Origin of the sequence: Pedobacter psychrodurus, assembly GCF_032678585.1 — a bacterium.
In the GTDB taxonomy this organism is placed as follows: domain Bacteria; phylum Bacteroidota; class Bacteroidia; order Sphingobacteriales; family Sphingobacteriaceae; genus Pedobacter; species Pedobacter psychrodurus_A.
This window is the reverse complement of record NZ_JAVTSN010000005.1, coordinates 105,929-121,856: the sequence shown is the minus strand read 5'-3', so window position 1 is coordinate 121,856 and position 15,928 is coordinate 105,929. Positions and strand designations below refer to the sequence as shown.

Below are 15,928 nucleotides of genomic sequence, written 5' to 3'. Positions count from 1 at the left end.
GGTTGTGAATTAAAAATTAGTAAATATCCCAATGGTATAGGTAGGCGTCAAATAGTTTTTAGTGAATGAACCTGTCGCCTGACTCCAGTTATACCGGTTAAAACCAGTTGTATAAACATTAGTGGCCTGCAGTTTAACTTCAAAAGTGTTGAATCCGAGATTTTTAATAAACTTTGTACTTGCCAGGTTATAGGAGGCGGTCAGATCGCCTAAGGTTAAATAAGCACCGTTAACGGTATAAGAATCCAAATAAGGTGTTACATATAAATAATTAACAGCTAATATTCCGGTGCCGGTACCCATTACTGCATTTGGATTGAGTTCATCACCCGGCTTTTGCCAAAAATTTTCGGCTCCTGTTATTGGACGTACAACACCTGGCGTAGGGTAAGGCACCCGTACATTGAAACCGCTGTAAAAATTTACCATGGCATAGAAATAAAAATTACCGATATCTACCCTGTTGCTCAGCCCACAATTATATTTGGGAATATAACTGCCCTGATCTGTAAAATAATTCAGGCCGGGATTGATATTGGTGTTGAGCCGCACGGCATTACCATTGGCATCATAAACTAAGGGGACGCCCGCATTGTCAAGACCTGCAGAACGAAGACTGAACAGCTGGCCTAAAGGATAACCTTTTATATAACCAGCGGCCATTTGGTTAAGCAGTACCGGGGATGAACCACTGCTATAAGAAGCGCTTTGGTAAATATCAAGTACTTTACTGGTATTACGGGCCAATGAAAACCCGGTATTCCAGTTGAAGTTTGCTGAACTCATCCAATCTGCGTTCAAGTTAAACTCTATACCCTTATTCCGAACACTGGCCTGATTGATTAAAGCACTGGCAACGCCTCGCGTCGCATCTATTTGTGTATTGCCCAAAAGATCCTCACTTGTTTTGATATAATAGTCGATACTGCCATTGATCCTGCTTAAAAAGCTATAATCCACTCCTACATTAAAGTTATTTGTCTTTTCCCAGCGCAGGCCGCTATTGGCCGGGGTCAACAAATTAAGCGCACTCGAGGGAGGTGTGGTTAACTGATTAATTGCCGCTGCTGCAACAATCTGCGGTAAACTGGTTTTCGCAATATTGCCGCTAAGACCTTCTGCTATTCTTAATTTCAATGAGGTGATCCAATCTAAGTTCTGCATGAAATTTTCCTTGTCAATGTTCCATGCAGCACCAATCGACCAGAGTGGCTTATACCGGTATTTGGGATCCTGGCCAAACAGGTTTGACTGATCCATCCTGATACTCCCCGTCACTGAGTATCTGTCCATAAAAGCATATACCATGTTGAAGTAACCTGATACAAAACGGTCGTCGGTATACTGCTGGCTAAAAAGCTGCGCATAGGTTAAACTTGGATTAAGGAGAAAGGCGCCTGAATTGTAGGTAACTACTTTATTGTAATCTACCGGCTGGGAGATGAGTGTTTGATCGTTATAGCCAAAAAACGGTGCAGATGAAGACTGGTTAACTAAACGTCTTAATTCAAAACCTGCTATTGCATTAATAGAATGGTTGCTTCCAATGCGCTTGTTATAATCCAACTGGGCACGTGCGGTAAAGCTTGTCAGGCGTGAATCTGTTTCCTGAAGATAGCCACCGATTGGAATATTGAGCGTTAAAGGATTGGTACCAGCATTTGCATATTTATTAATGTACTGCCTTACCACCGAGGAGTTGGATGAGGCAAGGTACCGCTGGTTGGTAACAGACCTTTCATACACGCTGCCAATACCTAAATTAAAACCACTCCCTAACACATATTTAAAATTAGCAGTGATCCGGTTGTCTATCGTATGCGTATTTGTTTCAATTTCATTCATATCTACCAATGGATAATATTTGTTATCCAAGTAACCCAGCGCTTTTTGATTGTTATTGTGCACTTCATTTGTGTTTGAGCCTGTATATGTTGAAACGGGGTTATTATTAGCATCCTCAAAACGTTCAAATGGATAAAACTGGTTAATATCCGGCACCGGTGCACTCTTAGCGGACCTGTCAAGATATTCTGTTGTCAGCTCGAGTGAGAGTTTTTTAGTAAAGTTAAAAGTGGTACGCCCGCTTAACTGCAATTGTCTGTTACTATTGTTTTTCTGGTTAAGTTCATTACCAAGATAATTACCTGTAAAATAATACAAAGCCTTATCTGTACCCCCGCTTATATTCATATTATACTGATGGGCAAACGCATTCCTGGTAAATAAACGTTCATAATCTTCTGTGTTATTATAGGAGTTTAACTCCAAAAGCTGTTGTTCCATCTGACTTTGGGTAATGGTACCTGCATCTCTCTGAAAAATAATCGCCATGACTGGATTTATGCCAATACCATATTGATAATAAGAAGCTTGGCTACTTGCGGATGTGGGTGCAAGAAGCTTTGCATAATTTGAATAAGTATCTGTAGGCGCCCAGCGGTACCCACTATAGTCTTCTTTTGGCTTCATGCTAACGGTGCTGCGAAAAGCAAAACGGGTATTTCCCAAGTTAGCCTGCTTACGTTGTATAACAATAACCCCATTGGCAGCACGCACACCGTATATTGCCGCTGCAGCCGCATCTTTCAGGATGGTTACTGAGCCAATTTCATTAGGGTTGATATCGCTTAAGGATAGTTCTGTAGGGTACCCGTCAAGTACAATAAGGGGGTTCTGGTTCCCTGTAATCGTTGAAATCCCCCGGATGTTGAACATGCCGTTTTTACTCGTTACGTTATAGGTACTGCTGGTAAATTTCACATCGGGATTAATGACAAGTCCCGGCATTTTATTAACTAAACCTGATAAGAAATCTGTACTGATACGGGATTCATATTCCTTAGTCGAAATTGTATTTGTAGCCCCTGTGACCTGAGTGGGCTTAATGCGTTGATATCCCGTAGATATAGCCACTTCTTTGAGATCACTGATGACCGTACTCAACTTGATCTCTAATGGCATGACTGCATCTTTCAAGCTGACTTCCGAAGATATATATCCGATGTAGGAGATTATCAATACGGCGTTTTCATCCACATCGGCCAAAAAGAATTCACCCTTTTCATTGCACCTGGCTGTTTTGTTAGTCCCCTTAATCTTTATGGTCGCTCCGGCCAGTATTTCGTTATTCTCTCCAATGACCTTCCCCCTGATATCGACTGCGTTGATCCGCGTAATAAGATTTTCGAGAAAGGTGGGTTTCTCTTTTCTGGTAATGGACACTGTTTTACCATCTATATCATATTTAAGGGCAAGCCCTTTAAAGACATTGTTCAAAGCTTCTTCGAGCGTCACATCTGTAACTGCGACAGACACCCGTTGGTTATTCAGTATGATCCTGTTATCATAGAAAATATCATAGCCGCTCTGCTTTCTGATCTCTTTAAGCACCGCTTTAACAGAAGCATCTGGAAGGTTTAGGGTAATGCGCTGGCCAAAGGTGGATGCGCTGACCTGCATAAGGGATGCTATTAATATAACGGTAGTTAAGCGCATAATTAGCAATATTTTATAGTATAGCCAATTTGGCATACTGAATTTCTTCGTATAAATTGTATACATTTACGTAAAGTTTGGTTCTGTGCATCCTGCCTCTAGCGGTCGAAAACTTGTGGCATGCTGCGGTTAAATAGTTGATATTTATATTGATTGTCCAAACACAAACCAGGGGTGCTTCACTTCTGGTTTGTTTGTATTTTAGGTTTCCTGTTATAGCTGTCCTGTTATCTCCTTAAATGGGTTAATGGTAAACAAATCGGTTAATTCTGTTTTTATAGGAGATGATATTTTCGCATAAAGATTATCGGGACACATATAGTTTTTTCCCTTCCAATTTGAAATGTACAAAACCTGATTTCTCAATCAGCTTCAGTACATCTGACAATTTATTATCCCTGGAAATCCAGCCTCCGGTTTCTACACCATCAGGTACGCCACTTTCATAAATGACTTCGAGATCATACCACCGGCCGATCTTGCGCATAGCCTGCCTGAAGTCCAATCCTTCCAGGTTAAAGTCTCCGTCTTTCCAATCGATGATATTCTCGATATTGGCCTTAGCTACCTTAATTGTGGAACCATTACTGACAGCCTGAAAACCCGGTTTGAGTATCTGCTGGCTTCCTCCAGAACTGATCTTAACTGAACCTTCCACCAAAGTGGTAGCAATAGCAGCCTCATCCGGGTAGGCGTTGATGTTAAAATGTGTCCCCAAAACCTCTACCTCCTGTTTTTTCGTGATGACAATAAAGGGATGTGACTTATCCTTGGCAATTTCAAAATATCCTTCGCCCGTTAAGGAAACGCGCCTGATTTCTGCTTTGGCAAAACTGGTAGGATACTTTAACGAAGATGCTGCATTCAAAAACACGGTAGAGCCGTCAGGTAGGCGCACCTGTGTATGCTCACCTCGTGCAGTAGTCAGGGTATTAAATTCCTGGGAGGCAGTTTGAGTATCAGTCACCTGATAGATAATCTGCCCATCTTTGTCTTTGAATATCTTTACGCCGGATTGGCTGGCAATCTTTCCAGCTAAAGCATCTTTAATCAAGATCCTTTCTCCATTTGCCAATGTCAATGTAGCCCCCAGTTTTCCAGGGTCGATGTCATTTGTGTATTTACTGATGAACTGCTGATCCTTTCCAGCAGTATTGAAGCTGTAGTAAAAAAGACCGGCACTGATGATAAGGATCACGGCAGCGGCGGCAACCAACCGGGGCCACCGGAAAATCTGTGCAGGCGCAGCGGGTATCATCAAAGGCAGGTCCAAACGGATGCGCTGAGAGATCATTTCAACCTCATCCTCGGTCAGTCTTGGTTTTTCTGCAGCGGATTCCCTTAGGTACCAGGTTTCCAGCAATGCGGTTTCCTCCAGGGTCAGCCTCCCCTTTTTGTATTTATCTAATAATGCGGTTACCTGCTGTTGATTCATTCGCTTGTAAGCAAAGATTTTTATCCTTCACATACACATGACGGTTATGATATGCCTGCGTTATAGATTTTTTATAAAAAAAGTAAATAAGATGGTTTTTACATGCCAGTAGCCATTTTTACATTGCCTGATGCACATAGCTTTGTTTTCGTTGAATACCTAAAAAGATTTTTTGCCACATGATAGATGGGCTAACAAATGCACGTCCCTAACTTTGCCATTCGCAAGAATACACAGCATCCCTATTACAATTTGGCAATTTACACCGACAGTACCAAAGTCCAAATGCACTAAGTAGCATAAAGCATTCAAAACCATCAAAATTTCGGGCGACCTTTAAAAACATTAGGGCAGCGCTAGTTTGTTTAAGCGGTGGCGGACAGTCTTTTCTGTGGTGATGGCATAATCTATTGAAACAATGACAGATCTGTTTGATAACGGTATCCTATAAAAATCAAATGGCTCTTTCTCCGCGCCGGACACCCAACCCCTATGATGTGGCGGTAATCAGAGCAGCCAAAAAACGTGCAGATAGGAAGCAATTTTCAGCTTCAGGATTTTAATGGCGTTATGTACCTGGAGCTTTGCTGTCTGATCGGATATGTTCAGACGCTCACCGATTTCCTTATAACCCAGTTCATCCTTACGGCTCAAGAGAAAAACCTCGCGCATCTTCCTTGGTAAAGCTGCGATCTCCCTTTCAATCAGCTCGGCGAGCTCTCGTTCACGCAGGCCCGCATCCGAAATGCTATGGCCCTCCTCCATAAAGCGCCCAATTGCATCGGTATAGCGGGCAACGACCTTTTGATGGGATAGCAGGTCGAAGACACGGTTTCTTACCGCAGTATAGAGGTAAGCAGAGAGGGAAGATTTAAAAACCAAACCCGACCGTTTTTGCCACAGGATCAGGAAAATATCCTGGACCAGGTCGCCTGCCTCATCACTGGACTGTAAAAGATGGAAGGCATGTTTGATCAGTAGTTTGTTGTAACGCTCAAAAATCTCGGTATAGGCTTGCTGATCTCCGTCACGAAGCATTTCTGCCAGTTGCCGGTCAGTTAAATTGTTATATATAGCACTGCCCGTACCCATTTGAGCTATTATAAAATGTAAGTTAGCAAGGAATTGATTTAATATAAAGTTAACAAACTTTGGCATAAAAAACCTTTTTTTTTGCGCCCCTGATAACAGATCGACAGAATCAAAACCGCGATGCCTAATTACTTCCCAAGGCGATAGTAATAAAAATGACTTCCCGGAACGCTGTATATATGAAAAGGACCAGGTTTTTAAAGTATCAATGATACCCACACGACGCCATCCTGTCTGCTACCATAAAAAAAAGCGGCCTATCAGTCCGGGAAACTGATAAGCCGCTTTGCTAAATAATCAATACTGCCTGAGGGTGCCTTTATCCCTCACAACCTGCCTATATAGAGGAATCTCTACAGACAAGCCGCTCTGACCTCAGTCAATAATCACGGACAAATTTAATTTAAGAATTTCTCAAGTGCTTTATTCAAAGCTTCTCCGCGGAGGTTAGTTGCTATAATCTGGCCTTTGGGGTCAATCAGGAAATTTTGTGGTATCCCAGTAACCGCATAAAGTTTGGCAGCTTCATTTTTCCAGCCTTTGAGGTCTGAGACCTGTGGCCAGATCAGCCCATCTTTCTTAATCGCTTCGTTCCAGGCATTTTTTGCAGATTCATTATCAAGTGAAACGCCTAAAATTTCAAAATTTTTGTCATGGTATTTCGCATAAGCTTTAACGACATTTGGATTTTCTGCGCGGCACGGGGCACACCAGCTTGCCCAGAAATCAATCAGTACGTACTTACCCCTAAACGAAGAGAGTTTCACTGGATTGCCGTTCACATCATTCTGTGAAAAATCAGGGGCTGGTTTACCTGCTGATACAACCATTTCCTTAGCAAGCTGATCAGATTTTGTCTGTAGTTTGGTTAATGCCTCTGTTCTTATCGTACTCTTTTCATTTACGCTACTAAGTATGGTAATCAATGAGTCTGTTCTACCTTTGTCAACTGATCTATTGCTTGAAAGGTTGTTGGCTAGCAATGGTGTCAATGGTGAGGTAGGATGCTGTTTAATAAACGTATAATAGGCATCCGGTAAATATGCAGCTTCCTGCTGGTATTTTTTATTCGCCTGGATCCTAACGGAATTGCGTGTAAGGAAAAACGGCGATTTTGCTGTTTCCAACCAATCTCTCATTGCCCGGCTACTTTTTTCAGCGAGCTGCTTATATTGACGATCCGCCTCAGCTGATGCCCCGGTTTCAGTAACGTTATACATGAAACCATCAGAAACCACATTGGTTTCCCCCTTGACAATGATCAGGTCCGCCTGAATGTCAAGGTGTTGCCGAGCTGCCATCATCTCGGGTTCCGGTCCGAAGGCTAAGGTAAACGGAATAGCATCATTGCCTATTTCACCTGTAAACTTATAAACCCCATTGACCACATCTGAACTGTCCACTTTTTTACTTTCATATTTTGGATATATCAAAAACACCTTATCTGGCATAGGTTTAACGTTTTTCAAAACACCGTTGATAACAAATCTGGATACATTCTGTGCGGATACAGCATTGCAGGACACTACAAGGAGAGCGAGCGCAATGGATAGTTTTTTCATCGTACTTTTCATTTTACTTTTATTTAGTTTTAAGATTTTATTGATTAACATACTGGTTATGGAAAAACCAGTGGGTTTACGAGAAAGGAAATCACTTTTATTGCCCTGCTGCCAATAGCTGTAGGGGCGACAGACGCTTAAAAAAAGCGTCTCCTTTCTATGACATTGTTTACCCCCGTTTATCGGTATGGTTCGCAACATCCATTTATTCTGCCAGGTTTTTTTAACACGGTTTTTCCTTAGGGATCTAACGTGTGTTCTGCCAGCCGGGATTAAAATAACGCACCTCCTCGGGTATCTGCAGCGTATATTTTACACTCTTCGGCGGTAAAGTAGCAATCACCCTATTCGCTGCATCATAGCGGTTTACCGTTGGCATACGGCCCTCTTTATCGAGCCTGCGCATATCAAACCACCGCATACCGTTAAAGGTCAGTTCAAATTTTCTTTCCGTCAATATCTTTTCGAGGACCTCTTCCTGGTCGCCCGACTGGAATGCCTGGTAAACGGCAGTCGGGAAACGGCGCTTCCGGATGGCGTCAAGCTGCTGCAGCGCGGTAGCAAGATCTCCGCTCCGGGCTGCGGCTTCCGCAATAATTAAGCGCATTTCGCCAACAGAAGTACCCCAATTGGCATAGGCAGTCGCGGATGGCACACCGGCTGGGCGAAACGTTACCTGGTTCCTGGCTGTTGGATTATTGTTGCCTGACGGACTGAAAAAGTATTTTAGACGCAGATCATTTTTATCGAATGACTTGACAAATTCAACAGTAGGTATTTCGGTTGTACCAAACGATACAGCTATTCTGGCATAGAGTGCATCAGGGCGGATCACCAGATAGGAAAAGTTCGCTGAGCTGGTAATGGTATTGTAGTCGATCATTTCGCGGCCGGCCCTATCCAGCGCAATCTGCGCATACTTTGCCGCCTCGCTATAATTACGCATGTAGAAGTACACACGGGCAAGTACGCTATAACCCGCTGCCACTGAACCCCTGTAGCGGTTGGTGGGATTATCGGCCGGCAGATTAGGAAGGGCGGCATTCAAATCCGCGAAGATGTGGTCATAGATAACCTTCACCGTGCTCGGGTCGGGTACCTGGTCGGATACGTCGTTTGACAGGGTGAACGGAACAGCAATATCACTGGCAGCGGTAAGCGCATCATATGGCTTGCCATACAAATTTACCAGGTAAAAGTACTCGAACGCCCGGCCAAGTAGTGCTTCTGCTTTCAATGTTGCTTTTTGCTGTTCGGTACCGCCAGTCGCCTGGTCGATACCCAGTAGTACCGTATTAAAATAGTTAATGGACTGATAATGGTTTTTCCAGATCAGCGGATCGGCGTTTACTGTCGTTGGATTAAACTGATCGGCCCAGGTGTAGATGTTATCGTTAACCGATACCACTGGATCGGGAATAACGGGATTGTCTACGTTGTCGGCCAGCAGATTGATTTCCCGCGCCAATGAGCCTTCCAGTAGTACATTATTCAGCCACTTATCGTAGTCTGTAACCGTAGAGAGCAATTGTACACCCCTAGGCTCCACCTCCAGGAACTTGTTACAGGCCATCACTGGTAACAATAACAAAAGAACCAGTATATATTGATTAAATCGTTTCATATTAAAATTGATTAAAAATTGGTAAATAGGGCAATAGCATAAGTAGGGGTAATATAACCTTTGGCATACGACCCCATTGCAGCACTGTAGTTATACCTGTTCATGGCAACGGTATACAGGTTGGACGCCTGCAGCTTGATTTCGAAATTACTGAAGCCGGCTTTTTTTATCCAGGGGCTGTTGCGTAAATTGTAAGATACTGTTACATCGCCCAGCGTAAAATAATCGCCATCAACAATATACTGATCAGAAAAAGCCAGAACAGTTGCTGTCAAAGCTGATGCTGCAATGGAAGGCAGCATACCGGGTATGTTTTCATCACCGGGCTGTTTCCAGTAGTTAGCAGCCCCTTCCAGTGGGCGCGGGTCGGTCATACTTGGAGCAGGTACCCGTACTTTAAATCCACCATAGTAGTTGATCATGCAATACGCATAGAAATTACCTATATCTACACGGTTACTAAGGCCGGCACTTATGGCTGGAATAGAGCTTCCGGCAAATTCTAAATCGTTAATTCCTCCATTCGGCGTTCCGGGACGTTTGGCATTACCGTTGATATCATAAATAAGCGGATAACCCTGCGCGTCAAGGCCTGCATAACGGTAATTGAAAACCGCGTTTACCGGATAACCTTTCAGGTAAGCTACATTGCTGCCCGCAAGGTAATTCCCAGCGGAACTGGCAGGTGTAAGGGCGCTGTACACTTCCAGCACCCTACTCTTATTTTGCGAGAGTACCAGCCCGGTGTTCCAGTTGAAACTGCGCCGTGAAATCCAGTCCGCCTGAAGGTCAAATTCCATACCTTTATTTCGGAGCGAACCCTGGTTGATCATCGCCACTGTACCTCCCCTGGTAGCATCAATCCTGGTATTCGCCAGAAGATCAGTACTGTACTTCTCATAATAATCAATGTGGCCGGTAATGCCGCGAAACAGGCTGTAATCAATACCAAAGTTGTGGTTGCGCGTCTGTTCCCATCTTAACTGCCCATTGGCATATGAGAACAGGCTTAATGACACAATGTTGGGTACAATGAAATTATTCAAACTGGACTGGGCAATGGTCTGCGGCAATGCATTCCTGGCTACATTGCCGTTAAAACCGGTGGCCGCGCGCAGTTTCAAACTCTTTATCCAGGTAATGTCACGGATAAACGATTCCCTATCCATGTTCCAGGCTGCGCCTACCGACCACAGTGGTTTATAACGGTATTTGGGATCGGTACCAAACAGGTTTGACTGATCGACCCGGATACTGCCTGTCAGGGAATATCTACTCCTAAAGGAATAAACCAGATTGGAATAGCCCGACACATACCGGTTATCAGTGGAAGTCTGTTTGAAGAGATTGGCAGGACTTAATCCAACATTGGCCCTTCCAAATTCCGGAACAGCGGTGCTGCTCAAGAACTGCAGATTAACCGACTGCTGCAGTAAATTCTGATCATTGTAGCCGAAATAGGCTGAGGAGCTTGACTGATCTGTTAAGCGGCGCACTTCGGTGCCCAAAATCACGTTCAACATATGGTCTTTAGCGATCCTGTTATCATAATTCAACTGAGCTCGTCCGGTAATGCTAAGGGTTCGGCCAAAGCTTTGCTGCAAAAAGTCACCGGCAGGAACATTAAATACAATTTTGCCGTCAGAACCGGTCGTTGCATAGCGGTTCATAGCCTGGCGTACCTCGGCAGACTGCTCAGTGGCATAATGCCGGTGCTGTAGCTGGGTGTTTTCATAGATACCACCAAATGTAACATTGAAGCCATGACCAAGCACATATTTAAAATTAGTTGTGAACCGGTTGATCACCGACCTGTCCTTATCGCTCACCTCGTTCAGCTCCTGCAAGGGATAATACATGTTATCTTTTGCTCCCCTTGCCATTTCCATGACGTTTCCTTCTGAAATATTCCTAGATAAAGTAGCTGTAAAAAGTGGTGCACCGGTACTGCTGTCCTGGAACCGCTCATAAGAGTAGAATGAGTTAAGATCGGTTACAGGTGCGGTATTGGTATGCACCTGCTGATAATCCGTAGTTAGTTCCAATGAGAACCGGGGCGAGAAATTAAAAGTGGAGCGGGCAGATAACATCATCCGGTCGTTGTCGTTGTTTTTTTTCGCTAGTGAACTATTGTTGTAATTGGCTGTAATGTAATAGAGTGCCTTTTCTGTACCACCTGAAAAATTAAAATTATAGGCCTTTGTGGTAGGGTTCTGCAGGAACAGTCTTCCGTAATCCTCGGCATTGTTGTAAGCAGCATAGTCCGCAAACTGCTGGTTAGCCTGCTCTGCTGTGATGATACCCGCACCCTGTTTTGCCAAGGTAATTCCAACAGGAGGTACGCCATATAATAAATACCCAAGCCCACTGGGTATATATGCTGACCAGGTTGTCGAACTTGCTGCATATGATCTGTAATTATACCGTTGATAATCCACAGTCGTATTCGATGCTTTTTCCCAGCGGTAACGGCTATAGTCATCTTTGGGCGTTAGCGATGTCGTTGCCCGGAAGGTGAACTGCGTTTTACCCACCATGGCCTGCTTGCGTTCGATCACAATTACGCCGTTAGATGCCCGCACACCGTAAACAGTGGCGGCCGCTGCATCCTTTAATACCGTAACGGTTTTGATCTCGTTGGGATCGATCATATCCAGGGTAAGATCCGTCGGATAACCATCCACCACGATCAGCGGGCTTTTATTCCCGTTGATGGTGGAAAGTCCTCTGATCTGAAACAGGTTGTTCCCTTCAAACTGGATGTCGTTATTGATCATCACCCCGGGCAGTCTGTTCGCCAGGCCGGATAAAAAATTGGTACTGATGCGCGATTCATAATCTTTAGTGGTAATTACCGATATCGCACCGGTAGTCTGTTCCGGCCGGATTCGCTGATAACCCGTATTGATCGACACCCCTACTTCCTCCAAATCGCCCACGGCAACTTCCATCAGGACACTCCCGAGATTTTTTGAAGCCTTAACCTCTTTTGCTGCATATCCGGTATAGGTAAGCACCAAAATGCTTCCCTCTTCCACATTGGCTAAAATAAATTCCCCATTGGCATTGGTCTTAACAGACCTGTTCTTTCCTTTAACTACTATTGTAGCTCCTTCCAGCGGCACGCCCTTCTCATCTAATATTTTTCCACGGACATCAATATCCACGAACGCAGATATTAACCTATCTATAAAGGATGATTCCTTCTGTTTTACAATAACCACTTTGTTATTGATCTCATAAGAAAATGGCTGTCCCCCGAAAATCTGCTCCAACACATCTTCGACTTCAGCACTCTTGACGCTAATACTCACCAGCTTGGCGTTCTTGAGCAGATCATCTTTGTAAATAAAATTATAACCACTTTGGGATTTAATCGCCCTTAATACAGTGCTCAGCGTTGCATTTGTTTTGGACAGGCTGATCTTTTGTGCAAAGCCGGTGGCACTGACCTGCATGATGGCACTTATTAATAGCACGGTAGTTAATCGCATAATCAGCCATATTTTATGGATAAGACCTTTCGGTATACCCGGTTTGTTTGTTTGTTTGTTAAACATTTCATTTAGTTTGCGACAAAGACTTAGCAGCCAAATGAGTGACCGTCAATATTGCTTTCATGGGCAAGATTGCCTAAGTTTGTTTGTCTGGTTCATTGCAGTATGCCTTTGGTGTCCAAGCTGTGGGCATCTGCGGTTCAGTTGATTTTAGTATCAAGGCCAGTTATACCATTTCCCGACTACAATCGGGATCTGGTTTTTCGCTCTAACCTCTAACATCAGTACTCCAGAGGCCGATCTATGTAATCTCACCTCAGGTAAATTCAGCCTTAGCTTTTCTGTCGTATTGCTTTTCCCATATGTTTTTTTTAGTTAATAATCAATTAATTACACCTCGTAAATGAGTATTTTTATCGGCTGAATATTATTTTGATACATAAATTTTCCGTCCTTCAATCTTGAAATGGGCTGCGCCGGACTGCTCTAAAATCTGTAGCACCTTCGACACCCTGTCAAACCGCGATACACTGCCCGTATAGGTATCAGTGGTTTTTTCCATATTGTAGATTATCTCAACATCATACCAGCGTTCAACCATTTTCATGATGTTTTCGATATTTTGTTCGTGAAACATAAACTCATTGTTTTTCCAGGCCACTGCAAGTTGTGTATCTGCTTTGTCAACAGTTATTTTTCCATTATCCAAGGCCACTGACCGCTCACCTGGCCTGATCAGCTTAAAATCCAAAACATTTGAGACTTTTAAACTTCCTTCCAGCAAGGTCGTTTCAATGGCTTCACCCGGATAAGCATTTACATTAAAATGCGTTCCCAATACCTCCAGTTGCTGACCGTTGCTCTCCACGATAAAAGGATGTGCTTTGTCTTTGGCAATTTCAAAATAAGCTTCACCCGTCAAAGTCACATGCCGGATTGCCGTTTTCACAAAGCTTGTCGGATATTTCAGCGAAGAGGCAGCATTAAGAAAAACCAGGGAGCCATCAGGCAGGCGTACCTGGATCTGTTCTCCGCGCGAAGTAGATAGCGTATTGTACTCCAGCCCCCCGGATCCGGCTACCGTTACCTCATAAATGAGCTGTCCGTCAGCATTTTTTGAAATCTTTACGCCCAGCTGATGGGCAATGGTTCCAGACTGCAGCTCACTGATCAATATTTTTTGACCATTTGCAAGGGTCAGCGTAGCGCCCTGTTTTCCGGGAGCAACATCATTGGCGTATCTACTGCTTTCCTGTAGATCGCTTTCCGATGTTTTCATCTTATAAAAAAGACCTGCACCCAGTATGATGACCGCGACAGCCGCTGCCATCAATCGGGGCCGGAAGCTGAACTTTTTATAGTGCAGCGGCAAACCTGCTCTTAATTTTGCAGAAAGCTCGGTTATTTCCTTTTGGCTTAGCCTGTTTTTCTCAACTGCAGCTTCGTTATTGTACCATTGTTCAAGCCTGAGTTTTTCGTGGGAACTGAGTGTACCGTTATTGTATTTTTCGATCAGTTCGCCAGCCTTTTGTGCGTTCATCATGTAGGTTCTGTTTAATGCTTTTGATGTACACATGACACCTTAAGCCATAGGGCGTTATAGATTTTAAATCAGCTACAACAAAAAATAATCATAATCAACTGATTATAAGTAAATTAAAATAAAACCAAAATATGCAGATAATAACTCATTTTGATCCTCAAAGTTTTTACTGCATTATGTACCTGAAGTTTTGCTGTTTGGTCAGAGATGCCCAGACGTTCTGCAATTTCTTTATAACTCAGTTCGTCTTTCCTTCTAAGCAAAAATATTTCGCGCATTTTTGCAGGCAGATTATGAATTTCTTTTTCGATCAAGACGGTCAGTTCCTTCTCGATCATCTGTTCATCGGCTACCGGATGATTTTTTTTCATGAAACCTGCAAGGCTGTCGGCATAACGATTAGCGACCTTTTGATGGGACAAGCGGTTAAAGACACGGTTCCTGGTTGCGGTGTACATATAGGCTGAAAGTGAAGTACTAAATACCAGCGTTTCCCTTCTTTGCCACAGCGATAAGAAAACATCCTGCACCAGGTCCAGCGCTTCGTCTTTATCCTGAAGGAGTTGAAAAGTATGCCGTAAGAGCAATCCATGGTAACGCTCAAAAATTTCAGTATAGGCAAACTGATCCCCGCCAAGAAACATTTCCGTTAGTTGCCGGTCCGTTAAGCAGCTATACTTGTTACCAGTACCCATTTGAACTATTTATAAATCTGGAAGTTAGATAAGGGAATGCATTCATCTAGATTTTATCATTTCTAACATCAGCGTATAAATTATTTAACATACCATGAATAACAGGATATGTATATTTGGGCTGTTTTTTCACTTCTCTTATCTGTTCTCCGTTAGTCATCTATGCGGGTTTAGTGTTTTTGATATACACATGACATCTTTAAGCTGATAGCGTTATAGATTTTAAATCATTTTTATTGCATATTTAAACAAAGAACTGATTATCAACATTTTAAAATAAAACAAAAGCATGTAAATATGAGCTGATTTTAACCCTTAAAATTTTTAATGCATTATGCACCTGGAGTTTTGCAGTTTTGCCGGAGATGCCCAACCGTTCAGCAATTTCATTGTAACTCAGTTCTTCTTTCCTTCTGAGCAGAAATATTTCACGCATTTTTGAGGGCAGATTATGGATTTCCTTTTCTATTAAAAAAGCCAGCTCTTTCCCGATCATCTGTTCATCTGCAATCGGCTGACTTTTTTCCATGAAACAGGAAAGGCTTTCGGCATAGCGGCCGACAACTTTTTGATGGGACAGGCGGTTAAAAACACGGTTCCTTGTCGCGGTGTAGATATAGGCTGAAAGTGAGGTGCTGAATACGAGCGTTTCCCTTTTTTGCCAAAGCGATAGGAAAACATCCTGCACCAGGTCCAGCGCTTCATTTTTATCCTGAAGAAGCTGATAAGCATGTTTCAACAGCAATTCATGGTAACGCTCAAAAATTTCAGTATAGGCCGACTGATCCCCCGTAAGTAACATTTCCGATAATTCCCGGTCAGTAAGGCTGCTATATGTAGTGACGCACGTAGCCATTTGAGCTATCTATAATCTGTATTGGTTAAGAATATATTCATTTAAAATCGATCATTTCTTTATCGGTGCGTATAAACGCTTTCCTAAACGCTGAATAAATCTATGCCGTTCAGATTTCATTCCTGG

General features: G+C 43.2%; 9 protein-coding genes. All 9 read right to left on the bottom strand.

Going from position 1 to position 15,928, the window contains the following annotated elements:
* Positions 1–9: 9 nt before the first annotated feature.
* Positions 10–3,462, bottom strand: a complete 3,453-nt coding sequence (locus R2S57_RS04910) for a SusC/RagA family TonB-linked outer membrane protein (RefSeq protein WP_316843965.1) — start codon at positions 3,460–3,462, stop codon at positions 10–12.
* A 340-nt stretch (positions 3,463–3,802) separates the two neighbouring features.
* Positions 3,803–4,933, bottom strand: a complete 1,131-nt coding sequence (locus R2S57_RS04905) for a FecR family protein (RefSeq protein WP_316843964.1) — start codon at positions 4,931–4,933, stop codon at positions 3,803–3,805.
* A gap of 507 nt (positions 4,934–5,440) precedes the next feature.
* Positions 5,441–6,091 carry an RNA polymerase sigma-70 factor gene (locus R2S57_RS04900; protein ID WP_316825916.1) on the bottom strand — a complete coding sequence of 217 codons (651 nt, stop codon included), beginning with the start codon at positions 6,089–6,091 and terminating at the stop codon, positions 5,441–5,443.
* Between the two features lie 332 nt (positions 6,092–6,423).
* On the bottom strand, positions 6,424–7,587 hold the full coding sequence (locus R2S57_RS04895) for a TlpA disulfide reductase family protein (protein WP_316843963.1): 1,164 nt from the start codon (positions 7,585–7,587) through the stop codon (positions 6,424–6,426).
* Positions 7,588–7,834: 247 nt separating this feature from the next.
* Positions 7,835–9,136: a RagB/SusD family nutrient uptake outer membrane protein gene (locus R2S57_RS04890; protein ID WP_316843962.1), complete on the bottom strand. Its 1,302-nt coding sequence runs from the start codon at positions 9,134–9,136 to the stop codon at positions 7,835–7,837.
* 86 nt (positions 9,137–9,222) lie between these two features.
* Entirely contained in the window at positions 9,223–12,771 is a 3,549-nt protein-coding gene (locus tag R2S57_RS04885; protein WP_316843961.1) for a SusC/RagA family TonB-linked outer membrane protein, read from the bottom strand.
* 364 nt (positions 12,772–13,135) lie between these two features.
* On the bottom strand, positions 13,136–14,251 hold the full coding sequence (locus tag R2S57_RS04880) for a FecR family protein (RefSeq protein WP_316843960.1): 1,116 nt from the start codon (positions 14,249–14,251) through the stop codon (positions 13,136–13,138).
* Between the two features lie 113 nt (positions 14,252–14,364).
* Positions 14,365–14,946 (bottom strand): RNA polymerase sigma-70 factor, encoded by a 582-nt coding sequence (locus R2S57_RS04875; protein ID WP_316843959.1) that lies wholly within the window; start codon positions 14,944–14,946, stop codon positions 14,365–14,367.
* Between the two features lie 271 nt (positions 14,947–15,217).
* Positions 15,218–15,802 (bottom strand): RNA polymerase sigma-70 factor, encoded by a 585-nt coding sequence (locus tag R2S57_RS04870; protein WP_316843958.1) that lies wholly within the window; start codon positions 15,800–15,802, stop codon positions 15,218–15,220.
* Positions 15,803–15,928 lie beyond the last annotated feature (126 nt).